Raw genomic sequence first — 25,534 nt, 5'->3', positions numbered from 1 at the left:
GCGGGCCGTTCAGTTCGCGGCGAACTCCCCGAGCAGAGCCTTGCGCTGCTGCTCGCCGAGGCCGCGCAGGCGACGGCTGTCCGCGATCTTGAGCTTCTCCATGATCTGGGTGGCCCGGATCTTGCCGATGCCCGGCATCGCCTGGAGCACGGCCGAAACCTTCAGCTTGCCCACGACGTCGTCGGACTCGGCCCGCTCGAGGACGGTGGCGAGGGTGGTCTTGCCCTGCTTGAGCTGCTCCTTCAGCTCAGCGCGGGCCTTGCGGATCTCCGCGGCCTTCTCCAGCGCGGCAGCGCGCTGTTCGGGGGTCAGTGACGGGAGCGGCACCAGTTCTCCTCAGGTCCCTAGTACGGCGGGCGGAGCGCCCCACCGCATCTGTGAAACGTGGTGTCGCTGGCAACCAAAGGGGTCCGTGGTTCCCAGCGCGGGGAAAACTAGCGGTCAACGGAGATTTCGGCAACGTGGGCGCGCGATGATCAACGGAAAGTGACCGAGCCGTCAGTCAGCCTACGGCGTCCAGGGCGCTCCGACACTCGGCCAGCGCCCGCTCGGCGGCGGCGCGCAGAGCGTCCGGGTCCGGTCCCGCGCCGAGCACCTCCCGGGAGTACGACGGGAGCACCGACGGCAGCGCGGCGCCGAAGACGGTGCGCAACCCGGCGGGCGTGCCGCCCTGCGCGCCCAGGCCCGGAGCGAGCAGCGGACCGTTCACCGAGCCGAGGTCGTGACCGGTCTCGCCGACCGTCGCGCCGACCACCAAACCGAAGCTTCCGAGCGGCTCCGCACCCCGGTTGAGCTGGGAAATCTCGTCGATCACGGTCTGCGCGACGGTGCGCCCGTCGGCCCCGACGGCACGCTGCACGGAGGCGCCCTCCGGGTTCGAGGTGAGGGCCAGGACGAAGACCCCGCCACCGTGCTCGGCTGCGGTGGAGAACATCGGCGCGAGTGAACCTACTCCCAGGTAGGGGCTCGCGGTCACCGCATCGACATACATCGGGCTGGATGGATCGAGGTACGCCGACGCGTACGCGGCCACCGTCGAGCCGATGTCGCCGCGCTTCACGTCAAGCAGAACGAGCGCTCCCAGATCTCGCAACTGTCGGATAGTTGACTCAAGCACCCCGACGCCGCGCGAGCCGAAGCGCTCGAAGAACGCCGACTGCGGCTTGACCACGGCCACCCGGTCCCCGATCGCCTCCACCACGGTGCGGCAGAACCGGTCGAGTCCGTCGACGTCGTCGGTCAGCCCCCAGTCGGCCAGCAACCCGGGGTGCGGATCGATCCCCACGCACAGCGGCCCTCGCTCCGCCACGGCCCGGTGCAGTCGGGCGCCGAACGTCTCCATCGCGTCTCTCCTCTCCCCGCGGCCCCGGGCCGCCTGGGCGTGTCCGGCGACGGCCTTCCCGTCGCGCCCTGTCGAACTCGGCCGGGCTCAGCCGGCCTTCACCGCCGCGGCCACCCCGGCCGCGATCCGCGCCACGTCCGCGGCGTCGCAGACGTACGGCGGCATGGTGTAGACGAGATCCCGGAACGGGCGCAGCCACACCCCCTGCGCCACCGCGGCAGCGGTCGCCCGGGGCAGGTCCACCTCGTGGTCGAGCTGCACCACCCCGATCGCGCCGAGCACCCGTACGTCGGCCACGCCGGGCGCGCCGCGCAACGGCGCCAGGCCGGCCCGCAGGCCCTCGGCGATCCCCGCCACCCGGCCGGCCCAGTCCCCGGCCCGCAGAAGCTCCAGGGAGGCGTTGGCGACCGCGCAGGCGAGCGGGTTGCCCATGAACGTCGGTCCGTGCGCCAGCACCCCGTCGGCGGAGATCGCCCGCGCCACCTCGGGCGTGCAGAGCGCCGCGGCCAGCGTCAGGTACCCGCCGGTGAGCGCCTTGCCGACGCAGAGCACGTCCGGGGCCACCCCGGCGTGCTCGGCGGCGAACATCTTCCCGGTCCGGCCGAAGCCGGTGGCGATCTCGTCGAAGACCAGCAGGATGCCGTGCTTCCGGGTCACCTCGCGCAGCACGCGCAGGTAGTGCGGGTGGTGGAACCGCATCCCGCCGGCGCCCTGGACCACCGGCTCGACGATCACCGCGGCCAGCTCGTCGGCGTGCCGCTCCACGGCGTCCACCAGAGCCGCCTCGTACGCCGGGTCCGGCGGCGCGTCGAAGCCGGACGGCGGCGCCGGCGCGAACACCTGCCGGGGCAGCACGTCGCCCCAGAGGTGGTGCATGCCGCCCTCCGGGTCGCAGACGCTCATCGGGTGGAACGTGTCACCGTGGTAGCCGCCCCGCCAGGTGCCCAGCCGGCGGCGCTGCGGGCGTCCCCGCGCCCGCTGGTACTGCAGGCACATCTTCACCGCGACCTCGACGCTCACCGAGCCGGAGTCGGCCAGGAAGACGTGTTCCAGGCCGTCCGGGGTCAGCTCGACGAGCGTACGCGCCAGGCGTACCGCCGGCTCGTGGGTGAGCCCGCCGAACATCACGTGGCTCATCCGCCCGAGCTGGCCGGTCACCGCGGCGTCGAGCGCCGGGTGCCGGTAGCCGTGGATCGCCGCCCACCACGACGACATGCCGTCGACCAGCTCCCGCCCGTCCGCCAGCCGCAGCCGCACCCCTTGCGCGCTGTCCACGACGTACGGCGCGCCGGCGGAGGGCATCGCGGCGTACGGATGCCACACGTGCCGCCGGTCCGCGTCCAGAATCTCCTCAGGCGTCACGTCTCCTCCTTCACCCCTCCCCGCCGCCCCCTCTCTTCCCCCGCGATCTTGCGGTTGCCGCCCCTGCCGCGCCCGGAATGAGGGGGTGTGCCGGGGCCGCGAGTGCAAGATCGCGGGGAAGAGAGGGGTGGGTCAGGGGTGGGTGGTCCGGGTTATGGCTCTCGTCAGGGCGGGGCCGCGGTAGATGAAGCCGGTGTAGAGCTGGACCAGGGACGCGCCGGCGTCGAACATGCGCGTCGCGTCGTCCGGGTCGAGGATGCCGCCGACGCCGATCACAGGCAGCCGCCCGCCGGTCTCCCGGTGCACGAAGGCGACCATCTCCCGGGCCCGTACGGTCAGCGGCCGGCCGGACAGGCCGCCCGTCTCCGCGCCGCGCGCCCGGTCGGCCGGGGCCAGCCCGTCCCGGGCGAGCGTGGTGTTGGTGGCGATGACCCCGGCGGCGCCCCGGTCGAGGCAGACCTCCAGCAGCTCGGCCACGGCCGGCTCGGTGAGATCCGGGGCGATCTTCACCAGCACCGGCTTCTCCCCCACCAGCGCGGCCAGCAGCGCGTCCAGGTGGGACCGGTCCTGAAGCGAGCGCAGCCCGGGCGTGTTCGGTGAGGACACGTTCACGGCGAAGTAGTCACCGTGTCCCTTGAGCGCCCGGTAGGAGTCGAGATAGTCCTCGACCGCCTGGTCTAACGGGGTCACCTTGGACTTGCCGAGCGAGATGCCCAGCGGTACGCCGAGCGGGCGCGGCAACGCCGCCAGCCGGTCGGCGAGGGCCGCCGCGCCCGCGTTGTTGAAGCCCATCCGGTTGATCACCGCTTCGCTGTCGCGCAGCCGGAACAGCCGGGGCCGGGGATTGCCCGGCTGGGCGTGCGCGGTCACGGTGCCGACCTCGACGAAGCCGAAGCCGAGCGCCGGCCAGGCGGGCAACGCGAGTCCGTTCTTGTCCATCCCGGCGGCCAGCCCGACCGGGTTGGGGAAGCGCACCCCGAACACGGTGCGCGGCGCGGACCGGAAGTACGCCCGTCGCAGCGCCGCGAGAACGGCCGGCTGCCGCGACACCGCCGCGAGCCGTTCCAGGGTCCACTCGTGCGCCCCCTCGGCGTCCCCGCCCGCGAGCGAGAACAGCCGGGGCCGCACCACCTTCTCGAAGATCACGCCCCGGCCCCCCGCCCGCTCTCCCCGTTGATCATGAGGTTGGCGGCGGATTTGGAGATCCACATCGCCGCCAACCTCATGATCGGCGCGGTCAGGCGCGGGGTCACTCGCCCGCCCGGAGGGCGGCGTGCAGGTCCTGCAGGGGGCGGACCTTCAGGTCGCCTCGGATGCGGGCCTCGATGCCCATGACCGCGGCTGCGGCGCCGGGGACCGTGGTGACGCAGGGGATGTCGACGCTCACCGCGGCGCTGCGGATCTCGTACCCGTCGGAGCGGGCGCTCGCGCCGGAGCCCTGCGGCGTGTTCACCACCAGCGCCACGTCCCCGCCGAGGATCAGCGAGACCGCGTCCGCACCCTCACCCGACTCGTAGTGCTTGCGGATCTGCTCGCAGGCGATGCCGTGCCGGCGCAGCACCTCGGCCGTGCCGGTGGTGGCCACGATCTCGAAGCCCAGGTCGGCCAGGCGCTTGATCGGGAAGATCATGCCGCGCTTGTCCCGGTTGGCGACCGAGACGAAGATCTTCCCGGCGGTGGGCAGCGACCCGTACGCGGCAGCCTGCGACTTGGCGAACGCCTGCCCGAAGCCGGTGTCGATGCCCATCACCTCGCCGGTGGACTTCATCTCCGGGCCGAGCAGCACGTCGATGCCCTTGCCGGAGGGGGTGCGGAACCGCTTGAACGGCAGCACCGCCTCCTTGACCGCGATCGGCGCGTCGGCCGGCATGGTGCCGCCGTCGCCGGTGGGCGGCAGCATCCCCTCGGCGCGCAGCTGCGCGATGGTGGCGCCGAGGGCGATCCGGGCCGCCGCCTTGGCCAGCGGCACCGCCGTGGCCTTCGAGACGAACGGCACGGTACGGGAGGCACGCGGGTTGGCCTCCAGCACGTAGAGCATGTCGCCCTGCAGCGCGTACTGGACGTTGAGCAGGCCGCGCACCCCGACGCCGCGGGCGATCTCCTCGGTGTAACGGCGCACCTGGGCCAGGTGCGAGCCGGCCAGGGTGATCGGCGGCAGCGCGCAGGACGAGTCGCCGGAGTGGATGCCGGCCTCCTCGATGTGCTCCATCACGCCGCCCAGGTAGACGTCGCCGTCGGCGTCCACGAGCGCGTCCACGTCGATCTCGATGGCGTCGTCCAGGAACCGGTCCACCAGCACCGGGCGGTCCGGCGAGATGGCGGTGGCCCGGCCGATGTAGTCGCGCAGCGTGGCGTCGTCGTACACGATCTCCATGCCGCGCCCGCCGAGCACGTACGAGGGACGGACCAGCACCGGGTACCCGATCTCGTCGGCGATCGCCTTCGCCTCGTCGTACGAGGTGGCCATGCCGTGCGCGGGCGCGCGCAGCCCGGCCCGGGACAGCACCGCGCCGAACGCGCCGCGCTCCTCGGCCAGGTGGATCGACTCCGGGGACGTCCCGACGATCGGCACCCCGGCGTTCTTGAGCCGCTGGGCCAGGCCGAGCGGCGTCTGCCCGCCGAGCTGGACGATCACCCCGATCACGCCGGGGCCGCCGGCGGCCTTGCCGGAGGAGTCCTCGGCGTGCCAGACCTCCAGCACGTCCTCGAACGTCAGCGGCTCGAAGTAGAGCCGGTCGGCGGTGTCGTAGTCGGTGGAGACGGTCTCCGGGTTGCAGTTGACCATCACCGTCTCGTAGTCCACGGCCCGGAGCGCCTGGACCGCGTGCACGCACGAGTAGTCGAACTCGATGCCCTGACCGATCCGGTTCGGCCCGGAGCCCAGGATCAGCACCTTCGGCCGCGCCGAGGGCGCCACCTCGGTCTCCGAGTCGTAGGTCGAGTAGTGGTACGGCGTGGTCGCCTCGAACTCGGCCGCGCAGGTGTCCACCGTCTTGTAGACCGGCCGTACGCCGAGCCGGTGGCGCAGCGTGCGGACGCCGTCCTCGGCGGCCAGCTCGGGACGCAGCGCGGCGAGCTGCCGGTCGGACAGGCCGGCGCGCTTGGCCCGGCGCAGCAGACCGGCGTCGAGCACCGGCGCGGCCACGATCTCGGCGCGCAGCTCGACCAGCGAGGCGATCTGGTCCAGGAACCACGGGTCCATGCCGCCGGACGCCTCGGACACCTCGGCGATCGACGCGCCCAGGCGCAGCGCCCGCTCGACGGTGTAGAGCCGGCCGTCGTGCGGCGTCCGCAGCGCCGCGAGGGTGTTCTCCAACGTGGCGCCGTCCGGGTCCGGAGTGGTCCAGAAGCCCGACGCCTTGGTTTCCATCGAGCGCATCGCCTTGTTCAGCGCCTCGGTGAAGTTGCGGCCCAGGCTCATCGCCTCGCCCACCGACTTCATGGTGGTGGTCAGCTCCGGGTCGGCGCCGGGGAACTTCTCGAACGCGAACCGGGGGATCTTCACCACCACGTAGTCGAGCGTCGGCTCGAACGCCGCAGGCGTCTTGAGCGTGATGTCGTTCGGGATCTCGTCCAGCGTGTAGCCGATGGCCAGCTTCGCGGCGATCTTCGCGATCGGGAAGCCGGTGGCCTTCGACGCCAGCGCCGAGGAACGCGACACCCGGGGGTTCATCTCGATCACGACGATCCGGCCGTCGGCCGGGTTGACCGCGAACTGGATGTTGCAGCCGCCGGTGTCCACCCCGACCTCGCGCAGCACCGCGATGCCGAGGTCACGCAGCCGCTGGTACTCCCGGTCGGTGAGCGTCATCGACGGCGCGACGGTGACGCTGTCGCCGGTGTGCACGCCCATCGGGTCGACGTTCTCGATCGAGCAGACCACCACCACGTTGTCGTGGCGGTCGCGCATCAGTTCGAGCTCGTACTCCTTCCAGCCGAGCACGCTCTCCTCGATGAGCACCTCGTGCACCGGGCTGGCCGCGAGGCCCGAGCCAGCGATGCGCTCCAGGTCCTCGTCGGTGTGCGCCATGCCGGAACCGAGGCCGCCCATCGTGAACGACGGCCGGATGACCACCGGCAGGCCCAGCTCGGCGACCGTCTCGCGGACCTCGTCCATCGAGTGGCAGACCCGCGAGCGCGGCACCAGCGCGGACGGATCCTCCAGGCCCAGCCGTACGCCGGCCTTCGCGACGATCTCCTTGAACAGCTGCCGGTCCTCGCCCCGGTTGATCGCCTCGATGTTCGCGCCGATCAGCTCGACGCCGTACTTCTCCAGCACGCCCGCCTCGTGCAGCGCGACGGCGGTGTTCAGCGCGGTCTGCCCGCCCAGCGTCGGCAGCAGCGCGTCGGGGCGCTCCTTGGCGATGACCAGCTCGACGAACTCCGGGGTGATCGGCTCGACGTACGTGGCGTCGGCGAACTCCGGGTCCGTCATGATCGTCGCCGGGTTGGAGTTGACCAGGCTGACCCGGATCCCCTCGCTGCGCAGCACCCGGCAGGCCTGGGTGCCGGAGTAGTCGAACTCGCAGGCCTGTCCGATCACGATCGGCCCGGAGCCGATCACCAGGACGTGCTTGAGGTCGGTCCGCTTAGGCATTCTTGCGCCCCTCGATCAGCTCTGCGAAACGGTCGAAGAGGTAGTCCGCGTCGTGCGGGCCGGCCGCCGCCTCCGGGTGGTACTGGACGGTGAAAGCGGGGATGTCGACGCCCCGCAGCCCCTCGACCACGTTGTCATTGAGGCAGACGTGTGACACCTGGACACCGCCGAACTCGGTCTGGATCACCTGATCCGGCACCACCGCGCCAGCCCCGGCGCCCGGCACCTGCACCGCGAAGCCGTGGTTGTGGCTGGTCACCTCGACCTTGCCGGTGGCCCGGTCGAGCACCGGCTGGTTGATGCCGCGGTGGCCGTACCCCAGCTTGTAGGTGCCGAAGCCGAGCGCCCGGCCGAGGATCTGGCTGCCGAAGCAGATGCCGAACAGCGGGATCCGCCGGGCCAGCACCTCCCGGGCCAGCGCCACCGGACCGTCGGCGGTCGCCGGGTCGCCCGGGCCGGGCGAGAAGAAGACCGCGTCCGCGCCGGTGGCGAGCAGGTCCTCGATCGTCGACCCGGCGGGCAGCACGTGGGTGGTGACGCCGCGGGCGGCGAGCCGGCGCGGCACGTTGCGCTTGATGCCCAAGTCCACCGCGGCCACCGTGAACCGGTGCTCGCCCTCCGCCTCGACGACGTACGGCTTGGCGGTGGTCACCTCGTCGGACAGGTTCGCGCCGACCATCTGCGGCGAACGGCGCACCCGCTCCAGCAGCGCGGCCGGGTCGTCCTCGACGCTGGAGATGCCGACCCGCATCGCGCCGCGCTCGCGCAGGTGCCGGGTCAGCGCCCGGGTGTCCACCCCGCTGATGCCGACCACGCCCTCGGCGGCGAGCCGGTCCTCCAGCCCGCCGTCGGCGCGCCAGTTGGAGCTGATCCGGGCCGGGTCACGCACCACGTACCCGGCCACCCAGATCCGGTCGGACTCGTCGTCCTCACCGTTGACGCCGGTGTTGCCGATGTGCGGCGCGGTCTGCACCACCACCTGCCGGTGGTACGAGGGGTCGGTGAGCGTCTCCTGGTAGCCGGTCATGCCGGTGTTGAAGACCGCCTCGCCGAAGGTCTCCCCGACGCTGCCGTACGCCTCGCCGTGGAACGTGCGCCCGTCCTCGAGGACGAGAATCGCAGGACGTCTCTTCACTTAACTGCCTTTCCGTCCAGGACCGTCGGCTCGCCGCGCAGGAAGGTCGCCACGATGCGACCCGGCAGCGTCATGCGGGCGTACGGGGTGTTACGACTACGGCTGGCCAGCTCCGCCGGTTCGATGACGCGGCGGGCGGCGGGGTCGACAAGGGTCAGGTTGGCCGGCACGCCGGGCGCCGGGTCGACGCCGTGCCCGGTCAGCCCGGCGATGCGGGCCGGCGTGCGGGACATCCGCTCGGCGATCAGGTCCCAGCGGGGGCCGAACACGTCGAGCGCGATGGACAGGGCGGTCTCCAGGCCGAGCATGCCCGGCCGGGCGTACGCCCACTCGCACTCCTTGTCCTCCACGGCGTGCGGGGCGTGGTCGGTGGCGATGATGTCGATCACGCCCTCGGCCAGCGCCTCCCGCAGCGCGGCGATGTCGGCGGCGGTGCGCAGCGGCGGGTTGACCTTGAAGACCGGGTCGTAGCTCTCCGCCTTGGCGTCGGTCAGCAGCAGGTGGTGCGGCGTCACCTCGGCGGTGACCCGTACCCCGCGCGCCTTGGCCTGGCGCAGCACCTCGACGCTGCCCGCGGTGGAGACGTGGCAGACGTGCAGGCGGCTGCCGACGTGCTCGGCCAGCAGCACGTCCCGGGCGATGATCGCCTCCTCGGCGACGGCCGGCCAGCCGGTCAGGCCGAGGCGGGTGGACACCTCGCCCTCGTGCATCTGCGCGCCCTCGGTCAGCCGGGGCTCCTCGGCGTGCTGGGCGATCACGCCGTCGAACGCCTTGACGTACTCCAGGGCCCGGCGCATCAGCCGCGGGTCGGACACGCAGTGCCCGTCGTCGGAGAAGATCCGCACCCCGGCGGCGGAGTCGGCCATCGCGCCCAGCTCGGCCAGGCGCTCGCCGGCCAGCCCGACGGTGACCGCGCCGATCGGCTGCACGTCGACCAGGCCGGCCTCCCGGCCGAGCCGCCACACCTGCTCGACCACGCCGGCGGTGTCGGCGACCGGCGAGGTGTTCGCCATCGCGCACACCGCCGTGTAGCCGCCGAGCGCCGCGGCCCGGGAACCGGACTCGACGGTCTCGGCGTCCTCCCGGCCGGGCTCGCGCAGGTGGGTGTGCAGGTCGACCAGGCCGGGCAGCGCGACCAGGCCGGTCGCGTCGACGACCGTGGCGTCGTCGGCGGCGAGTCCGTCGCCGACGGCGGCCACCACGCCGTCGCGGATGAGCAGGTCGGTCGGCTCGCCGCCGACCACACTGACGTTAGTGATGAGGTACGCGGTCACCGGTTGTTCCCTCCGAGCAGCAGGTAGAGCACGGCCATCCGCACGGAGACCCCGTTGGCGACCTGTTCGACGATGGTGGAGCGGGGCGAGTCGGCCACCTCGGGCGTGATCTCCATGCCCCGGTTCATCGGCCCGGGGTGCATGACGATCGCGTGCTCGGGCAGCCGGCGCATGCGCGGCCCGTCGAGCCCGTAGCGGCGGGCGTACTCGCGGGCCGACGGGAAGTAGGAGTCACCCATCCGTTCGCGCTGCACCCGCAGCATCATCACCACGTCCACATCTGGGAGAACGGCGTCGAGGTCGTAACAGACGTCGGTGCCGGGGGCCAGGGCGGCGGCGATGTCGACCGGGATGAGCGTGGGCGGGCCGATCAGGGTGACCTTCGCGCCGAGCGTGGACAGCAGCAGCACGTTGGAGCGGGCCACCCGGGAGTGCAGCACGTCGCCGACGATCGCCACGTGCAGGCCGTCGAGCCGGCCCAGCCGGGACCGCATCGTGTACGCGTCGAGCAGCGCCTGGGTGGGGTGCTCGTGGGTGCCGTCACCGGCGTTGACCACCGACCCGTCGACCCACTCGGCGAGCCGGTGCGGCGCGCCGGAGGCGGGGTGCCGGACGACCACCGCGTCCGCGCCCATCGCCTGGAGCGTCAGCGCGGTGTCCTTCAGGCTCTCCCCCTTGGCCACGCTGGAACCCTTGGCAGAAAAGTTGATCACGTCGGCGCTGAGCCGCTTGGCGGCCGCCTCGAACGAGATCCGGGTCCGGGTGGAGTCCTCGTAGAAGAGGTTCACCACGGTGCGCCCGCGCAGCGCGGGCAGCTTCTTGACCTCGCGCCCGGCCACCGTCGCCATCTCCGCGGCGGTGTCCAGGACCAGGGTGGCGGTGGCGGCGTCCAGGTCGGCGCCGGAGAGCAGGTGCCGGATCATGCGGGAGAGCCTCCGTACAGCCGTACCTCGTCGGCGCCGTCGGTCTCGGCGAGGGTGACCTTCACGTTCTCGGCCAGCGCGGTGGGGATGTTCTTGCCGACGTAGTCGGCGCGGATCGGGAGCTGACGGTGACCGCGGTCGACCAGGACGGCGAGTTGCACCGAGGCCGGGCGGCCGACGTCGCTGAGCGCGTCGAGCGCGGCCCGTACGGTGCGGCCGGAGAACAGCACGTCGTCGACGAGGATCACCCGCTTGCCGTCGATCCCGCCGGACGGCAGGTCGGTCGGGCCGACCGCGCGGGTGGCGTGCCGGCGCAGGTCGTCGCGGTAGAGCGTGATGTCGAGCACGCCGACCGGGACGGTGACGTCCTCGAACGTGCTGATCCGGTCCGCGAGGCGGCGGGACAGCGGCACACCGCGGGTGGGGATGCCGAGCAGCACGGTGTCGGCGGCGCCCTGGGTCTTCTCCAGGATCTGGTGGGCGATGCGGTCGACCACCCGCGACACGTCCGCAGCGGCGAGGATCACCTTCACCGAGGGTTGTCGCGGCGGTGACGAATGGGCAGCCGGTGGGTAGGCCACGGCGGACCTCCTTCCCCGCCTCACGGGACGGGTCGTTAAAGGACGTCTGGGTCGGCTCCGGGGGCCCGCGCGGGGCCCGGACCGGGGCTTCACGCCACGTTACCAGCGGTCACCGGGCCGCCCGCCGCCGGTACTGACCTGCTGGTCAGCCCGGAGAAATGGGGACAAGCCACACGAGCGTCCTAGACGTCGTGGACAGCAACACTTGACCGCGTGTCGCAATCCCCGTACCGTCACGCTCCGTAGCGATAGCTGGGAGAACCCCGAGCAGCACTGGGAGTGTCCGAATGCCCTCTGAATACGCCAAGTCGCTGGGCGCCCGCCTGCGCTCCATCCGCCAGCAGCAGGGCCTGTCCCTGCAGGGGGTGGAGGAGAAGTCGAACGGGCGGTGGAAGGCCGTGGTGGTCGGCTCGTACGAGCGCGGCGACCGCGCCGTCACCGTGTCCCGCCTGGCGGAACTGGCCGACTTCTACCGCGTTCCCGTCTCGGAGCTGCTGCCCGACGGCAGCGGGGTGCGTCACGAGCCCACCAGCAAGATCGTGCTGGACCTGGAGCGGCTCTACGACGAGGCCTCCGAGGACCTGGCCTACGTCGCCCGCTACGCGCGCGCCATCCAGCAGCAGCGCGGCGACTACAACGGCCGGGTACTCTCCATCCGCGCCGACGACCTGCGCGCCCTCGCGATCGTCTACGACGCCTCACCGTCGGGGCTGATCGAGCGGCTGACCGAGCACGGCGTGCTGGTCGCCGACCCGCGGGCGTTCTTCGCGTCCTGACATCCGCATACGAGAAGGGCCCGTGCCGTCCGGCACGGGCCCTTTCGTCGTCGGAGCGCGGGGCTCAGCGGCTGGCGTACTCGGCGATCCGGCCGAGAATGCCGTTGAGGAACCGGGGCGAGTCGTCCGTCGACATCTGCCGGGCCAGCTCCACCGCCTCGCTGATCGCCACCGCGTCGTCGATCTCGTCGACGTAGAGCAGTTCGTACACGGCGATCCGGGCCAGGTTGCGGTCGACCACCGGCATCCGGTCCAGCGTCCACCCCTCGGCGTAGCTGGCGATCGTCTCGTCGATCCGGTCGAGGTGCGCCGCCACGCCCTCGACCAGCCCGACCGCGTAGCCGAGGTGGTCGGGGCGCGGCTGCTCGATCCGCTCCAGGTAGCCGGCGAGCACCTCGACCGGCGGGCGGTCCCGCAGGTCGGCCTCGAAGAGCACGTCCAGCGCCCGCTTGCGCGCCTTGCGACGCGCGGGCATCTGCTGCTTGGGACCCTCGGCCATCAGGCTCGGCCGAGGTAACGGCCGTCGCGGGTGTCGACCTTGATCTTCTCACCGGTGGTGATGAACAGCGGCACCTGCACGGTGGCGCCGGTCTCGACGGTGGCCGGCTTGTTGCCGCCGGTCGACCGGTCGCCCTGCAGGCCCGGCTCGGTGTAGGTGACCTCGAGCACGACCGAGGTCGGCAGCTCGATGTACAGCGGCACGCTCTCGTGGGTGGCGACGGTCGCCTCGGCCTCGGGGAGGAGGTAGTTGGCGGCCTCGCCGACGGTGCCGCCGGGGACGGTGATCTGGTCGAACGTCTCCAGATCCATGAAGACGTAGTCCTCGCCGTCGGCGTACAGGTACTGCATGGTGCGCTTGTCCACGGTCGCGGTCTCGACCTTGGTGCCCGCGTTGAAGGTCTTGTCGACCACCTTGCCGGACAGCACGTTCTTCAGCGTGGTGCGCACGAAGGCACCACCCTTACCGGGCTTGACGTGCTGGAACTCGACGACGGCCCACAGCTCGCCGTCCAGGTTGAGTACCAGGCCGTTCTTCAGGTCGTTGGTGGTGGCCATTTCCTGCCTTGATCATCAATTGGCGGACAGACCGTCCAAGTCTACTCGCCCTGTCGAATCGGACTCGCACGCTGAGCCAGATGCTGCAGCGCCAGCCGGTAGCCGTCCACGCCCAGCCCGCAGATCACCCCGGTCGCCACGGCGGAGACCACCGAGTGGCGCCGGAACTCCTCCCGGGCGTGGATGTTGGAGATGTGCACCTCGACCAGCGGGCCGCGCAGCATCGCGCAGGCATCCCGCACCGCCACCGAGTAGTGCGTCCAGGCAGCCGGGTTGAGCACCACCGCCGCCTCCTCGTCGGCCGCCGCGTGCAGCCAGGCCAGCATCTCGTGCTCGGCGTCGGTCTGCCGGACCACCACGTCCAGCCCCAGCTCCCGGCCGTGCCGCTCGCAGTCGGCCACCAGCTGGGCGTAGCTGGTCACCCCGTACACGTCGACCTGGCGGGTGCCGAGCCGGCCCAGGTTCGGCCCGTTGAGCACGTACACCCTCATGAGCTGATCTCCGCGTACGCGGCGGCGAGCAGGTCGTCCGGCGGCGCCTCCAGGATCGCCGGGCGGGCGATCCCGTCGAGCACCACGAACCGCAGCCGGCTGCCCCGGGCCTTCTTGTCCACCCGCATCGCGGCCAGCAGTTCCGGCCAGGCGTCGGCCCGGTAGCCGGTCGGCAGGTCGAGCGCGGTCAGCACCCGGCGGTGCCGCTCGGCGTCGGCCGCGTCGAGACGGCCGGCGAGCCGCGCGAGAGTGGCCGCGTAGACCAGGCCGACCGACACCGCGTGACCGTGCCGCCAGCGGTACCCCTCCACCTTCTCGATCGCGTGGGCGAGGGTGTGCCCGTAGTTGAGCACCTCGCGTACCCCGGATTCGCGCAGGTCCCCGGCGACCACGTCGGCCTTCACGCGGACCGCGCGCTCGACCAGTTCCCGCAGCACCGGCCCGGCCGGGTCGAGCGCGGCGGCCGGGTCCCGCTCGACCAGGTCGAGGATCACCGGGTCGGCGATGAACCCGCACTTGACCACCTCGGCCATGCCGGCGGCCAGGTCGGCCGGGGGCAGGCTGTCCAGCGTCGCCAGGTCGGCCAGCACGCCGGCCGGCGGGTGGAACGCGCCGACCAGGTTCTTGCCGGCGGCCGTGTTGATGCCGGTCTTGCCGCCCACCGCCGCGTCGACCATGCCGAGCAGCGACGTGGCGACCGGCACCCAGCGCACGCCGCGCAGCCAGGTCGCGGCGACGAACCCGGCCAGGTCGGTGACCGCGCCGCCGCCCACCCCGACCACCGCGTCGGTACGGGTGAAACCGGCGTCGCCGAGCCGCTCCCAGCAGGCCGCCGCCACGTCGACGTGCTTGCCCGCCTCGGCGTCCGGCACCTCGATCAGCAGCGGCGTCACGCCGCCCTCGCGGACCGCGTCGGCGAGCCGGTCGGCGAGCGCCTTGAGCGGCGGCGCGTGCAGGAAGGCCACCCGCTCGGCGCCCGCCAGCAGCACCGGCGGCGGGTCCAGCAGGTCACGTCCCACCAGCACGTCGTACGGCCGCTCGCCGCCGACCGGGATCCGGGTCACCTCGTCCATCGCGGGCAGCCTAGTCCAGCGCGCCGCCCCCGCGCGGCCGTTGTCCACTGGCTGGGTGTTTGTCCGGCCACATCGCGGGTAGGGCGGCCGGAATGAGTGAGACGACGGCACACGCGACCCGACCGGAGTCCGCGACGAGCATCCGGCTGCCCGCCACGATCCTCGGCGTCGGGCTCGGCGGCTTCGTCGACGGCATCGTCCTGCACCAGGTCCTGCAGTGGCACCACATGCTCAGCAGCACCGGCAGCGACCGGATCGGCGTGCGCGAGTACCCGGTGGACACCGTGCCCGGCTTGCAGATGAACACGCTCTGGGACGGCCTGTTCCACGTGGTCACCTGGGTGGCGGTGCTGACCGGCCTGGCCCTGCTCTACTCCCGGGTCACACACTCGCGGGGCCGGCTGTGGCGCTCGCCGATGCTGTGGGGCTGGGCGCTGATCGGCTGGGGCCTGTTCAACCTGGTCGAGGGCGTCGTCGACCACCACCTGCTCGGCATCCACCACGTCCGCGGCGGCCCGAACCAGCTCTGGTGGGACCTCGGGTTCCTCGCGCTCGGCGTGGTGCTGATCGCTGTCGGCTGGACGATCCAGCGCCGGGCCCGCGCGGTGGACCTCTGCGCGCCGGAGCGCCGGTGAGCCTGGCTCACGCCGGGCACGCCGGCGGCGGCTTCCCGGCGATCGCGCTGATCCCGGCGGCGCTGTTCTGGGCGTACCTGGCCGCCGCGCTGCGGCTGCGGGACCCGGGCGGGCCCGGCTGGCCGCACGCCCGGACGGCGAGCTTCGGGCTGGGCGCGCTGCTGCTGGCGGGCGGGCTGGCGTGGCCGGCCGGCGACTTCGTCGGGCACATGTGGCAGCACCTGCTGATCGGCATGCTCGCGCCGCTGGCGCTGGTGCTCGGCGCCCCGGTCACGCTGCTGCTGCGCACGCTGGACCGGCGTACCGGCCGGGCACTGGTCCATCTGCTGCGGCATCCGACAGCACGGGTGCTCGGCCACCCGGTGACCGGCCTGCTGCTCACCGCGGGCGTGCTGTGGCTGCTCTACCTCACCCCGCTGTACCGGGCCACGCTGGACAGCCCGGCCCTGCACACGCTGGTGAACGTGCACTTCCTGCTCAGCGGCTGCCTGTTCGCCTGGTCGATCGCCGGTCCCGACCCGGGCCCGCACCGCCCGCGCGTACCGGTGCGGCTGGTGGTGATCGGGTTCGGGGTGGCCGCGCACGCCACCATCGCCCAGCTGCTCTACGCCGGGCTGTTCGTGGACGTGCCGGCGACCGCCGCCGAGCTGCGGGCCGGCGCCACGCTCATGTACTACCTCGGTGACCTGGCCGAGATCGCGCTGGCGCTGGCGCTGCTCGCCACCTGGCGACCGGAGCGGAGCCCTCGCCGCAGGGCGGCCGGGGCCGTTGCGGCAAATGCCTGACCGGCCCGTCCCGACACGTTTCCCACGCACCCATGGCGTTCCACCCACCGACGCCATCGACGCCGACTGGAACGCCACGGGTGCCATAACGCTCGGGAGACACCCAAGGCGTTCCACCCACCAACGTCATCCACGCCGGGTGGAACGTCATGGGTGCCACGACACCCCGGAGACACCCACCGCGTTCCACCGAGGGCGGGAGCCGGGCGCGGCGGGGCGGGTGTCAAGGCTTGAGCAGCGCGGCGATCTCCGCGGCCAACTCCTCCGGCGTACGCCCGTCCGTCACCACGGTCGCGGTCGCCACCTCGGCGTAGAGCGGGCGGCGCTGGTCCATCAGATGCTTGAGCGTGGCGCGCGGGTTCAGCGCGAGCAACGGACGCCCGGCGCCCAGACCGACCCGCTTGACCGCGTCCGGCAGCTCCACCGACAGGTGCACCACGGTGTGGCCGATCAGCGCGGCCCGGTTCTCCTCGGCCAGCACCGCGCCGCCGCCGATCGCGAGCACGCCCGCGTGCGACGCGAGCGCCGCCGCCACGGCGGCCCGTTCGAGGGTACGGAAGTGCTCCTCCCCCTCGTCCACGAAGATCTCCGGAATGGGCTTGCCGGCGAGGTTCTCGATGTCGGCGTCGGTGTCCCGGAAGTCGACGCCGAGCGCCTCGGCCAGCGCCGTGCCGACAGTGGTCTTGCCGGCACCGGGCGCACCGACCAGCACGCAGATCGGCCGGGTGCTCATCGTTGCCACCTCTCGTTCGCGACTGCGGGACTCCGCTGCGCTGCGTTCCTCGCGCTCACCGGATCACCAAGCTGTCGAGGTAACCGGTCAGGTTGCGGCGCATCTCGGCGACCGAGTCGCCGCCGAACTTCTCCACCGCCGCCTCGGCCAGCACGAGCGCGACCATCGCCTCGGCCACCACCGCCGCCGCCGGCACCGCGCACACGTCGGAGCGCTGGTTGATCGCGGTGGCCGGCTCGCCGGTGGTCACGTCGACCGTGGCCAGGGCCCGGTTCAGCGACGAGATGGGCTTCATGGCCGCCTTCACCCGCAGCGGCTCACCGGTGGTGATGCCACCCTCCAGGCCACCGGCCCGGTCGGTGATCCGCCGCACGCCGGTGGCGGTGGGCACGATCTCGTCGTGCGCCTCCGAGCCGCGCGAGCGGGCCTGCTGCCAGCCGTCGCCGATCTCCACGCCCTTGATCGCCTGGATCGACATGAGCGCGGTGGCGAGGCGCGCGTCGAGCTTGCGGTCCCACTGCACGTGGCTGCCCAGGCCCGGCGGTACCCCGTACGCGAGCACCTCGACCACGCCGCCGAGCGTGTCGGCGGCCTTCTTCGCGGCGTCGACCTCGGCGACCATCCGCGCGCTGGCCTCGGCGTCGAGGCAGCGCAGCGGGTCGGCGTCGATGCGGGCGGCGTCCTCCGGGGTGGGGCGAAGCCCCGGCTTGACCGCAACCGGGCCCAGCTCGACCACGTGGGAGACGATCTCGACGCCGAGCGCCTGACGCACGAGCGCCTTGGCGACGGTGCCCACCGCGACCCGGGCGGCGGTCTCCCGGGCGCTGGCGCGCTCCAGGATCGGCCGGGCGTCGGTGTGCCCGTACTTCTGCATGCCGGCCAGGTCGGCGTGACCCGGGCGGGGACGGGTCAGCGGCGCGTTGCGGGCCTGACTCGCCAGCTCCTCCGGGTCGACCGGGTCGGCGGCCATCACGGTGCGCCACTTGGGCCACTCGGAGTTGCCGACCCGGATCGCGACCGGGCTGCCGAGCGTCACGCCGTGCCGGAGCCCGCCGATGATCTCGACCTCGTCCTGCTCGAACGACATCCGGGCACCCCGGCCGTAGCCGAGCCGGCGCCGGGCCAGCTCGCCGGAGATCTCCCCGGTGGTCACCTCGATGCCGGCGGGTACGCCCTCCAGCATCGCGACGAGGGCGGGTCCGTGCGATTCACCTGCAGTCAGCCAGCGCAACACGACGGTCAGTGTGTCACGCCCGGTGGTCACCGGCGTACGCCGCCCGCCGCATCCCGCCCACCGGACAGGCCGCCTCCGCGCCGATCTGCCGCCTCGTGGGGCGAGGCGTTAACAAGGGACCCTTCCTCTACCGGAGGAGTTAACAAGGGGCCCTTCCTTACACCGGCAGGGCAGCGCGCATCGCGGCGCGTGGGGCGGTGACGCCGGTGAAGTGCTCGAACTGGCCGTACGCCTGGGCAAGCAGCAGGTCCAGCCCGGAGACCACCCGGCACCCGGCTGTCAGCGCCGCCGCCGCGAGCGGCGTGGGCCACGGGTCGTAGACGACGTCGAAGAAGACCGACTCCGGTCGCCAGTCGAAGTTGTCTGCGAGCGCGTCGGCGACGCCCTTCGGCACCGTGGAGATCACCAGGTCGGCGCGGGCGTGCGCGGGCGCGCCGTCCCACTCGGCCCCGGCCAATGGCACGCCGGCCGCCGCCGCGACCGGGCGCAGCTCGTCGACCGCCTCCGGGCGGCGGGCCACCACAGTCACCTCGGCCGCCCCGATCCGGGCTGCCGCCGCGATGGCCGCCCGGGCGGTGCCACCGGCGCCGAGCACGGTGACGACCGCCCCGGCGACGCAGCCCGCGCCGGTGAGCACCTCGACCATGCCGGTGACGTCGGTGTTGTCCGCGTACCAGGTGCCGTCGGCGCGTCGTACCAGCGTGTTGGCGGCGCCGACGGCGGCGGCGGCCGGTGAGACCTCGTCGGCCAGCGCGAGCGCCGCCTCCTTGCCCGGCATGGTCACCGACAGCCCGGCCCATTCCGGGCCGAGGCCCGCGACCAGGCCGGGCAGGTCGTCGGCGCCGGCTTCGATCTGGGTGTACGACCAGCCGCTCAGCCCGGCCGCCGCGTACCCGGCGGTGTGGATCACCGGGGAGAGCGAGTGGGCGATCGGCTTGCCGACCACCGCGGCGCGGCGGGGATCGGCCATCAGATGATCCCGGCCTCGCGCGCCTTCTGCTCGTTGCGCTGGTGCTCGGCGTAGGTGTCGGCGAACGCGGAGCGGCCGTCCTTGCTGATCGCCACGAAGTAGAGCCACTTGCCCGGCGGCGGGGCCAGAGCGCCCTCGAGCGCCTCCTTGCCCGGGTTGTTGATCGGTGACGGGACCAGCCCGCGCAGCTTGCGGTTGTACGGGTTCTTCGGGTTGTCCAGCTCGGCGGCAGTCATGTCCTTCGACGCCTTGGTCTTCTGCCCGGTCAGCTCGAAGTAGTAGTTGACGGTGACGTCCATCTCCAGGCAGTTGCAGGGGAACTCGCCGTAGACCCGGTTGTAGGCCACCCGGGCGACCTTGCCCAGGTCGGCCTTGTTGCCGGCCTCGGCCTGCGCGAGCGAGGCGACGATCAGCGCCTCGTACGGGGTGATGCCGCCGCGTTCCTGCTGCACCTTCTCGGCGTACTGCATGTTCGAGGTGACGGTGAGGAAGTTGTTCACCATCAGCTTGAGCACCGTCTCGGCGGTGGCCTTCGGCGGGATCTCGTAGGTGTCCGGGAAGAGGAAGCCCTCGATCGAGGGCGTGACCTTCTTGCCGTCGGAACGCTTGAACCACCAGTCCGGCACGCCGAGCGCCTCCGGATCCTTCGCCGCCGCCTCGAAGTCCTTGACCGGGATGTCGGTCTTCTCGGAGAGCCGCTTGTAGACCGTCTTCGCGGTGAGCCCCTCGGGAATGGTGATCCCGTTCACGATCCGGTTCTTCAGGTCCAGCATCGCCGTGACCGCCGCGTCGCCGCTCATCTGCTTGCGCAGCTTGTACGTGCCGGGCTGGATGTTCTTGCTGCGCGAGTTCTCCTCGGCGGCCTCGATGAACGCCTTGGTGCTCTTCACCACGTCGGCGGCGACCAGCGCGTCGGCCATGTCGGCGAGCAGCGCGCCCTGCTTGATCTCGACGGTCACCTCGCCGGTGCCGGAGCCGTCGTAGTCGGGGGTGACGAAGTAGTTCTGGACCCGGTCGAAGCCGTAGAACGCGCCGCCGCCGATGCCGCCCAGCAGGATCAGCGCGAGCGCGAGGGCGAGCAGGGTCTTGCCCCGGCCGCCGCCGGACTTGCCCTGCCGTCGGCGTACCGCGCCGCGCCGGTGCCGGCCCTTCTCCCCCCTGTCCTGCTCGTCGAAGCCCAGATCAAGGTCGTCGATCATTGCGTCCGCCTCCGCTGTGCGTCCAGCCAGCTCTGCAGAATCTCCACCGCGGCGGCCTGGTCGACCACCGCCCGTTGGCGCTTTCCCCGGACGCCCCGTTCGGCCAGCCTACGACTCGCGACGACGGTAGACATCCTCTCGTCCGTCAGCGTCACCGGAATCGGCCTCATTACATCAGCCAATCGGCTGGCATAGGCTGATACGTTCACCGCTGCGGGGCCGTGCTTTCCGGCGAGGTTGACCGGTAGCCCGACGACGATTCCCACCGCCTCGTGCTCGGCGGCGAGCCGGACCAGCTCGGCCATGTCGGCGGGCACCGCGTCCGGTTCGGCGGTCAGGTCGCGGGCCAACGTGACCAGGGGCGTGGCGAGGATGCCGTGCGGATCACATCGGGCCACACCCACCCGGACCTGGCCCACGTCGACGCCCAGCCGGACGCCACGGGACAGCTCGGCCACTATCGGACACCTCCCCGCCGGTACGGGCCAGGGCGGACCGGGTGGTCCGCCCTGGCGTCGATCGGTGCGCTCATGCCGTATCGCCGGGCATGCGCTCACGGCCCTCGCTCCGCTCGGTGCATTCGCTCATGCAGTGCCAGCCGGGCATGCGCTCACGGCCCTCGCTCCGCTCGGTGCGTTCACTCATGCCGTGCCAGCGACCGCCTGCTCGACGGTGACCAGCAGGTTCGGCGCCTCCGCCGCGGGCAGGCCGCCGCCCTGGGCCAGGTCGTCGCTGCCGCCGCCCCGGCCGGAGAACGCCGCCTTCACGAGGTCCTTCGCGCTCAGGCTCCGCCCCCGGGCGGCCTGGTTGACGGCCACCACCAGGGACGCCTTGCCGTTGGCCCGGGCCGCCACCGCGACCACCGCCGGGCGGGCCGGGTCGATCCGGCCCCGGATCTCCTGGGCGAGGGTCCGCACGTCGTTCGCAGCCGCGCCCTCGGGGGCCTCGGTGCCGACGTACGCGACGCCGCGCACGTCCTTGGCCTGCGCGGCCAGGGCGCCGGCCCCGCCGAGCACGAGCTGGGCGCGCAGCTTCTCCAGTTCCTTCTCCGCGTCGCGAAGCTGGGTGACGGTCTGCTCCACCCGGTCGGCGACCTGCTCCCCCGGCACCCGGAACAGCTCGGCCAGCCGGGACACCAGCAGGTGCTCGCGGGCCAGGAAGCCGAACGCGTCCATGCCGACGAGCGCCTCGATCCGGCGTACCCCAGAACCCACCGACGCCTCGGAGAGGATCTTCACCAGGCCGAGCTGGGCAGAGCGGGCCACGTGCGTGCCGCCGCACAACTCCCGGGCGTAGTCGCCGACCTCGACGACCCGGACCCGCTCGCCGTACTTCTCGCCGAACAGGGCCATCGCCCCGATCCGGCGGGCCTCCTCCTGGCTGGTGACGAACGCGTGCACCTCCAGGTCGGCCAGCAGCACCTCGTTGACCTGCTGCTCCACGTCGTGCAGCACGCTCGGCGCCACACCCGTCGGGGTGTTGAAGTCGAACCGCAGCCGGCCCGGCGCGTTCAGCGAACCCGCCTGGGTGGCCGACTCGCCGAGGAAGTTGCGCATCGTCTGGTGCACCAGGTGCGTCGCGGTGTGCGAGCGGGAGATCGCCCGGCGGCGGGACACGTCGATCTCGGCGTACCCGGTCTCCCCGGAGCGGACCTCGCCGCGTACCACCTTGGCCCGGTGCACGATCAGGCCGGGCACCGGCTGCTGCACGTCGAAGACCTCGACCTGGCCGCCGCCGACGGTGATGAGCCCCTGGTCGGGCTGCTGCCCGCCGCCCTCGGCGTAGAACGGGGTGGTGTCGAGCACCAGCTCGATCGTGTCGCCCTCGACCGCGGCGGAGATCGCGGCGCCGCCGGACAGCAGCGCGCGCACCCGCGACTCGCGGCTCAGCTCGGTGTAGCCGGTGAACTCCACCGGCCCGCCGCCGTCGAGCACCGACCGGTACGCCGACACGTCGGTGTGCCCGGTCTTGCGCGCCTGCGCGTCGGCCTTGGCCCGGCTGCGCTGGTCGGCCATCAGCCGGCGGAAGCCCTCCGCGTCGACCTGCAGCCCCTGCTCGGCCGCGATCTCCAGGGTCAGGTCGATCGGGAAGCCGTACGTGTCGTGCAGCTGGAACGCCTTGTCACCGGAGAGCGCCGCCTTGCCGGCCGACTTGGTCTCCGCGATGGCGGTGTCCAGGATCGTGGTGCCGGCGCGCAGCGTGGCCAGGAACGCGTCCTCCTCGGCGTACGCGTACTGGGAGATCCGGCCGAAGTCCTCGGCCAGCTCCGGGTACGACGGCGCCATGCAGTCGCGGGCCACCGGCAGCAGCTCCGGCAGCGCCCGGTCCTGGTAGCCCAGCAGCCGCACCGCCCGGATCGCCCGCCGCATGATCCGGCGCAGCACGTAGCCCCGGCCCTCGTTCGACGGGGTCACGCCGTCGCCGATGAGCATCAGCGAGGTGCGCACGTGGTCGGCGATGACCCGCAGCCGTACGTCGTCCGGGTGCGACTCGTTCGCCGCGTGACCGGAGTGCACGCCGTAGCGCTTGCCGGTCAGCTCGGCGGCCTTGTCGAGGATCGGGCGGACCTCGTCGATCTCGTAGAGGTTGTCCACGCCCTGCAGCAGCGAGGCCATCCGCTCCAGGCCCATGCCGGTGTCGATGTTCTTCGCCGGCAGGTCACCGAGGATCGGGAAGTCCTCCTTGCCGGTGCCCGGGCCGCGCTCGAACTGCATGAAGACGAGGTTCCAGAACTCCAGGTAACGGTCCTCGTCGACCTCCGGACCGCCCTCGCGGCCGTAGGCCGGGCCGCGGTCGTAGTACAGCTCGGAGCACGGGCCGCACGGGCCGGGGATGCCCATCGACCAGAAGTTGTCGGCCTTGCCGCGGCGCACGATCCGCTCGGCCGGCACGCCGGTGGCGCGCCAGATGTCGTACGCCTCGTCGTCGTCCAGGTAGACCGTGGCCCAGATCCGCTCCGGGTCCAGCCCGAAACCGCCCGCCTCGACCGACTTCGTCGCCAGGTCCCAGGCGAGCGGGATCGCCCCGGACTTGAAGTAGTCACCGAAGGAGAAGTTGCCGTTCATCTGGAAGAACGTGCCGTGCCGGCTGGTCTTGCCGACCTCGTCGATATCAGGCGTCCGGATGCACTTCTGCACGCTCGTCGCCCGCGCGTACGGCGGGGTCTGCTGGCCCAGGAAGTAGGGCACGAACTGCACCATGCCCGCGTTGATGAACAGCAGGTTCGGGTCGCTGATGGCGGGCAGCGGAGCGGACGGCACCACGGTGTGCCCGTTCGCCTCGAAGTGGGCGAGGAACCGCCGCTTGATCTCCGCCGTCTTCATCGCTGGTGGTCCTCCGGGAAAATCTCTCGGTCGCCGATGCGCGGGTCCTCCCGCAGCTCGGCGAACTGGTCGTCGTACACCTCGCCGCGGGCGAAGGCCTCGTGGATCTCCTGCTCACGCTCGGCCATGCCGACCCGGACGTCGTCCACGAACGCCCGGACGGACTCGACCAGACCGCCGGCGGACTCGGACAGCCCGCTGGCGATGCCGGCCGGGGTGTACGCCTGCGCGGTCCGGGTGGCCTTGCGCACCACCAGGACGCCCACGGCCAGCCCGATGCCCAGCCAGAACAACCGCCTCATGCTCTCATCCTCCCGCGTACGCCGGTCGGGGTCAGCGGTTGCCGCGCTTGGCGGCGCGACGCTGCTGCTTGATGGTGTCGCGCACCTCGCGCTCGGTCTCGGCGTGCCGACGCGCGGAGGCGGCGCGGCGCACGCCATACCCGAACGCGGCCACCTTCACCAGCGGGTTCGCGGCGGCGGCCGAGACCACGGTCGCCAGGTTCGCCACGTTCGCGGTGACGTTCTGCGCGTGGCTGGTCATGGTGTCCACCTTGGCGAGCTGCAGGTTCACCCCGTCCAGCGAGGTCTGCACCTGCTCCAGCGCCACGTTGACGTTCTTCACCGTGGTGTTCACGTCCCCGAGCAGCGGCGCGGTGCGCTCGTTCACCTCGGTGATCATGCGGGTCGTCGCGTCCACGGTGTGCCGCAGCCGCAGGATCGGCACCGCCAGCACGAGCACCAGCATCAGGAACGCGCCGGCCGCGATCAGCGCAGCGATTTCTCCACCACTCACGCGCATGTCCTCCTCAAGCAGTGTCCCGGAACCCGACGCTCCGGAACGCGCGACCGTACCTACCCACTTCGCGCCACGCCGACCCGGTCACCGGGCGCGGACGGGCGTGCCAGCCCCAGACCCTACCGTCCGTGATGAAAGTCGGCTCACGACGGTGAGGGAGTCGCCTCGCCCAGCGGGTCGTCGGTCAGCGTCGGGAACGGATCCTCACCGGTGAGTGACGGATCGGTGGTCGGCGTCGGCCCGGTGCGCTCGTCGTCGATCGCGTTGCGCACCTTCACCGACACCAACGAGCCGGTGCACGTCGCCGCTGCGGGCGCGGCCGGCGCGGAGGGCGCGGGCGCGCCGTCGATCGGCGGTGGCGTGCAGGCCGGGTCGCGTACCCACAGGTCAAGCGTGAGTTCGTCGCGACGCCAGCAGGTGTAGCTGCCCTCGACCTTCTCCTCCGGGCAGCGTTCGACGCTCCACCGCCGCCAGCCGTCCTTGGCCAGCGCCTGCTCGTAGACGGCGACCGTCTGCTCCCATCCCTGCTCCGACTCGACCGCGCGTTCCCGCAGCCGGCAGTCCTGCAGGCACCAGCGGCTGCCGCTGACGTTGTCGACTGTCTTCTTCTCGGCCCAGGCGGGCACGTCGAGCGCGTCGAGGGTGTCGAAGACCGGATCGCGGCTGAGCGTCCGCATGCCGAAGTAGAGCGGTACCGCGCCCAGCAGCAGGAGGCTCACCAGCGCGAGGACACCCATCCGCAGGCGGCGCCGCTCGCGCATCTGCCGCCGCAGCTCGGACCGGGCGCCGCGCAGGCCACCGGCCTCCGCGTCGGTCTCGTCCACGCCGGGACCGGCGGGTCGCGGCGCGGGCATGCCGTCCGCGCCGGGCCGTGGCCCGGCAGCCTCCCCCGGGGGTACGACAGCAGCCGCCCGCGCCACCGCCGGAGCGCCCGGAGGCGGCGCCACGCCGGCCGGGTTGCCCGGACCGCTGCGATCCGGCTCCGGTCCGGGGCCGGCCGCCCGGCCGGTGGTCCGCTCGTCCGGCCCGACCGGTCGCGCCACACCCGCCGCCGCGCGGGCGGCAGGCGCCGGTCCGGCGGCCGCGCCCCGGGCACCGGGCGCCACCGGTGGACGGGGTCCGCCACCGGGCGGAGGTGCCTCACCGGGCCGGACCGGGCCGGACCCGCCGGGCCCCTGCCGGGGCGGATGCGGGCCGGGACCGCCGGGTCCCTGCCGGGGTGGGTGCGGGCCGGGACCGATACGGCC

General features: G+C 72.5%; 25 protein-coding genes. 3 read left to right on the top strand and 22 right to left on the bottom strand.

Going from position 1 to position 25,534, the window contains the following annotated elements; translation table 11 throughout:
- Positions 1 to 9 precede the first annotated feature (9 nt).
- The 9 genes from mihF to pyrR form a co-directional block, all read right to left on the bottom strand.
- Entirely contained in the window at positions 10 to 327 is a 318-nt protein-coding gene (gene mihF / locus A8711_RS06050; RefSeq protein WP_013285515.1) for an integration host factor, actinobacterial type, read from the bottom strand.
- A gap of 175 nt (positions 328 to 502) precedes the next feature.
- Positions 503 to 1,342, bottom strand: coding sequence for an orotidine-5'-phosphate decarboxylase (gene pyrF, locus A8711_RS06045; protein ID WP_043324947.1), 840 nt, complete (start codon positions 1,340 to 1,342; stop codon positions 503 to 505).
- An 87-nt stretch (positions 1,343 to 1,429) separates the two neighbouring features.
- Entirely contained in the window at positions 1,430 to 2,704 is a 1,275-nt protein-coding gene (locus tag A8711_RS06040; protein ID WP_069087676.1) for an adenosylmethionine--8-amino-7-oxononanoate transaminase, read from the bottom strand.
- Between the two features lie 132 nt (positions 2,705 to 2,836).
- The gene (locus tag A8711_RS06035; protein WP_043324949.1) at positions 2,837 to 3,850 is read right to left on the bottom strand and encodes a quinone-dependent dihydroorotate dehydrogenase; all 1,014 of its coding nucleotides are present in this window, start codon (positions 3,848 to 3,850) and stop codon (positions 2,837 to 2,839) included.
- Positions 3,851 to 3,953: 103 nt separating this feature from the next.
- On the bottom strand, positions 3,954 to 7,301 hold the full coding sequence (carB, locus tag A8711_RS06030) for a carbamoyl-phosphate synthase large subunit (RefSeq protein ID WP_064448508.1): 3,348 nt from the start codon (positions 7,299 to 7,301) through the stop codon (positions 3,954 to 3,956).
- Complete coding sequence (gene carA, locus A8711_RS06025) at positions 7,294 to 8,436, bottom strand: glutamine-hydrolyzing carbamoyl-phosphate synthase small subunit (RefSeq protein ID WP_043324951.1); 1,143 nt, start codon at positions 8,434 to 8,436, stop codon at positions 7,294 to 7,296. Before carA ends, carB begins: the two co-directional genes overlap by 8 nt.
- Entirely contained in the window at positions 8,433 to 9,710 is a 1,278-nt protein-coding gene (locus tag A8711_RS06020; RefSeq protein WP_069087675.1) for a dihydroorotase, read from the bottom strand. The genes carA and A8711_RS06020 overlap by 4 nt, the downstream gene beginning before the upstream one ends.
- Positions 9,707 to 10,633, bottom strand: coding sequence for an aspartate carbamoyltransferase catalytic subunit (locus A8711_RS06015; protein ID WP_030502502.1), 927 nt, complete (start codon positions 10,631 to 10,633; stop codon positions 9,707 to 9,709). Before A8711_RS06015 ends, A8711_RS06020 begins: the two co-directional genes overlap by 4 nt.
- The gene (gene pyrR / locus A8711_RS06010) at positions 10,630 to 11,214 is read right to left on the bottom strand and encodes a bifunctional pyr operon transcriptional regulator/uracil phosphoribosyltransferase PyrR (protein ID WP_043324953.1); all 585 of its coding nucleotides are present in this window, start codon (positions 11,212 to 11,214) and stop codon (positions 10,630 to 10,632) included. The genes A8711_RS06015 and pyrR overlap by 4 nt, the downstream gene beginning before the upstream one ends.
- A gap of 287 nt (positions 11,215 to 11,501) precedes the next feature.
- Between pyrR and A8711_RS06005 the strand changes: the two genes are divergently transcribed.
- On the top strand, positions 11,502 to 11,990 hold the full coding sequence (locus tag A8711_RS06005; protein WP_013285505.1) for a transcriptional regulator: 489 nt from the start codon (positions 11,502 to 11,504) through the stop codon (positions 11,988 to 11,990).
- Between the two features lie 64 nt (positions 11,991 to 12,054).
- Here the strand turns inward: A8711_RS06005 and nusB are convergent, their stop codons facing one another.
- The 4 genes from nusB to aroB are packed head-to-tail and all read right to left on the bottom strand — an operon-like array spanning position 12,055 to position 14,610.
- Positions 12,055 to 12,465: a transcription antitermination factor NusB gene (gene nusB, locus A8711_RS06000; RefSeq protein ID WP_174534511.1), complete on the bottom strand. Its 411-nt coding sequence runs from the start codon at positions 12,463 to 12,465 to the stop codon at positions 12,055 to 12,057.
- A 23-nt stretch (positions 12,466 to 12,488) separates the two neighbouring features.
- Positions 12,489 to 13,046 (bottom strand): elongation factor P, encoded by a 558-nt coding sequence (gene efp / locus A8711_RS05995; protein ID WP_013285503.1) that lies wholly within the window; start codon positions 13,044 to 13,046, stop codon positions 12,489 to 12,491.
- 41 nt (positions 13,047 to 13,087) lie between these two features.
- Positions 13,088 to 13,537 carry a type II 3-dehydroquinate dehydratase gene (aroQ, locus tag A8711_RS05990; RefSeq protein ID WP_043324954.1) on the bottom strand — a complete coding sequence of 150 codons (450 nt, stop codon included), beginning with the start codon at positions 13,535 to 13,537 and terminating at the stop codon, positions 13,088 to 13,090.
- Positions 13,534 to 14,610, bottom strand: a complete 1,077-nt coding sequence (aroB, locus tag A8711_RS05985; RefSeq protein WP_043324955.1) for a 3-dehydroquinate synthase — start codon at positions 14,608 to 14,610, stop codon at positions 13,534 to 13,536. The genes aroQ and aroB overlap by 4 nt, the downstream gene beginning before the upstream one ends.
- A 92-nt stretch (positions 14,611 to 14,702) precedes the next feature.
- Between aroB and A8711_RS05980 the strand changes: the two genes are divergently transcribed.
- Positions 14,703 to 15,245: a DUF2243 domain-containing protein gene (locus tag A8711_RS05980; protein WP_043324956.1), complete on the top strand. Its 543-nt coding sequence runs from the start codon at positions 14,703 to 14,705 to the stop codon at positions 15,243 to 15,245.
- Positions 15,242 to 16,030, top strand: a complete 789-nt coding sequence (locus tag A8711_RS05975) for a cytochrome c oxidase assembly protein (protein ID WP_069087674.1) — start codon at positions 15,242 to 15,244, stop codon at positions 16,028 to 16,030. The genes A8711_RS05980 and A8711_RS05975 overlap by 4 nt, the downstream gene beginning before the upstream one ends.
- 223 nt (positions 16,031 to 16,253) lie before the next feature.
- On the opposite strand, the gene A8711_RS05970 is transcribed toward A8711_RS05975, so the two are convergent.
- The 9 genes from A8711_RS05970 to A8711_RS33115 all read right to left on the bottom strand — a co-directional run bounded on the left by A8711_RS05970 (position 16,254) and on the right by A8711_RS33115 (position 25,048).
- Complete coding sequence (locus A8711_RS05970) at positions 16,254 to 16,763, bottom strand: shikimate kinase (protein ID WP_043324958.1); 510 nt, start codon at positions 16,761 to 16,763, stop codon at positions 16,254 to 16,256.
- 55 nt (positions 16,764 to 16,818) lie between these two features.
- Positions 16,819 to 17,997 carry a chorismate synthase gene (aroC, locus tag A8711_RS05965; RefSeq protein ID WP_069087703.1) on the bottom strand — a complete coding sequence of 393 codons (1,179 nt, stop codon included), beginning with the start codon at positions 17,995 to 17,997 and terminating at the stop codon, positions 16,819 to 16,821.
- A 157-nt stretch (positions 17,998 to 18,154) separates the two neighbouring features.
- Positions 18,155 to 18,967 (bottom strand): shikimate dehydrogenase, encoded by an 813-nt coding sequence (locus A8711_RS05960; RefSeq protein ID WP_069087673.1) that lies wholly within the window; start codon positions 18,965 to 18,967, stop codon positions 18,155 to 18,157.
- Positions 18,967 to 20,166 carry an endolytic transglycosylase MltG gene (mltG, locus tag A8711_RS05955; protein ID WP_069087672.1) on the bottom strand — a complete coding sequence of 400 codons (1,200 nt, stop codon included), beginning with the start codon at positions 20,164 to 20,166 and terminating at the stop codon, positions 18,967 to 18,969. The genes A8711_RS05960 and mltG overlap by 1 nt, the downstream gene beginning before the upstream one ends.
- The gene (gene ruvX / locus A8711_RS05950; RefSeq protein WP_043324961.1) at positions 20,163 to 20,624 is read right to left on the bottom strand and encodes a Holliday junction resolvase RuvX; all 462 of its coding nucleotides are present in this window, start codon (positions 20,622 to 20,624) and stop codon (positions 20,163 to 20,165) included. Before ruvX ends, mltG begins: the two co-directional genes overlap by 4 nt.
- Positions 20,625 to 20,807: 183 nt before the next feature.
- On the bottom strand, positions 20,808 to 23,489 hold the full coding sequence (alaS, locus tag A8711_RS05945) for an alanine--tRNA ligase (RefSeq protein WP_064448515.1): 2,682 nt from the start codon (positions 23,487 to 23,489) through the stop codon (positions 20,808 to 20,810).
- On the bottom strand, positions 23,486 to 23,791 hold the full coding sequence (locus tag A8711_RS05940) for a DUF6167 family protein (RefSeq protein ID WP_069087671.1): 306 nt from the start codon (positions 23,789 to 23,791) through the stop codon (positions 23,486 to 23,488). Before A8711_RS05940 ends, alaS begins: the two co-directional genes overlap by 4 nt.
- Positions 23,792 to 23,822: 31 nt before the next feature.
- Positions 23,823 to 24,284, bottom strand: coding sequence for a DUF948 domain-containing protein (locus A8711_RS05935; protein ID WP_104115776.1), 462 nt, complete (start codon positions 24,282 to 24,284; stop codon positions 23,823 to 23,825).
- 146 nt (positions 24,285 to 24,430) lie between these two features.
- Positions 24,431 to 25,048, bottom strand: a complete 618-nt coding sequence (locus A8711_RS33115) for a hypothetical protein (RefSeq protein ID WP_043330338.1) — start codon at positions 25,046 to 25,048, stop codon at positions 24,431 to 24,433.
- Positions 25,049 to 25,534: the final 486 nt, after the last annotated feature.

This window comes from Micromonospora sp. II (assembly GCF_001709195.1).
GTDB classification, from domain to species: domain Bacteria; phylum Actinomycetota; class Actinomycetes; order Mycobacteriales; family Micromonosporaceae; genus Micromonospora; species Micromonospora chalcea.
This window is presented reverse-complemented; position numbering and strand designations above follow the sequence as displayed.

Coding starts and splice junctions, on each gene's coding strand:
- pyrF (WP_043324947.1), bottom strand. CDS start 1,342: ATGGAGACGTTCGGCGCCCGACTGCACCGGGCCGTGGCGGAGCGAGGG.
- carB (WP_064448508.1), bottom strand. CDS start 7,301: ATGCCTAAGCGGACCGACCTCAAGCACGTCCTGGTGATCGGCTCCGGG.
- A8711_RS06015 (WP_030502502.1), bottom strand. CDS start 10,633: ATGATCCGGCACCTGCTCTCCGGCGCCGACCTGGACGCCGCCACCGCC.
- A8711_RS06005 (WP_013285505.1), top strand. CDS start 11,502: ATGCCCTCTGAATACGCCAAGTCGCTGGGCGCCCGCCTGCGCTCCATC.
- nusB (WP_174534511.1), bottom strand. CDS start 12,465: ATGCCCGCGCGTCGCAAGGCGCGCAAGCGGGCGCTGGACGTGCTCTTC.
- efp (WP_013285503.1), bottom strand. CDS start 13,046: ATGGCCACCACCAACGACCTGAAGAACGGCCTGGTACTCAACCTGGAC.
- aroQ (WP_043324954.1), bottom strand. CDS start 13,537: ATGAGGGTGTACGTGCTCAACGGGCCGAACCTGGGCCGGCTCGGCACC.
- aroB (WP_043324955.1), bottom strand. CDS start 14,610: ATGGACGAGGTGACCCGGATCCCGGTCGGCGGCGAGCGGCCGTACGAC.
- A8711_RS05980 (WP_043324956.1), top strand. CDS start 14,703: ATGAGTGAGACGACGGCACACGCGACCCGACCGGAGTCCGCGACGAGC.
- A8711_RS05970 (WP_043324958.1), bottom strand. CDS start 16,763: ATGAGCACCCGGCCGATCTGCGTGCTGGTCGGTGCGCCCGGTGCCGGC.
- A8711_RS05960 (WP_069087673.1), bottom strand. CDS start 18,967: ATGGCCGATCCCCGCCGCGCCGCGGTGGTCGGCAAGCCGATCGCCCAC.
- mltG (WP_069087672.1), bottom strand. CDS start 20,166: ATGATCGACGACCTTGATCTGGGCTTCGACGAGCAGGACAGGGGGGAG.
- alaS (WP_064448515.1), bottom strand. CDS start 23,489: ATGAAGACGGCGGAGATCAAGCGGCGGTTCCTCGCCCACTTCGAGGCG.
- A8711_RS05940 (WP_069087671.1), bottom strand. CDS start 23,791: ATGAGGCGGTTGTTCTGGCTGGGCATCGGGCTGGCCGTGGGCGTCCTG.
- A8711_RS33115 (WP_043330338.1), bottom strand. CDS start 25,048: ATGCGCGAGCGGCGCCGCCTGCGGATGGGTGTCCTCGCGCTGGTGAGC.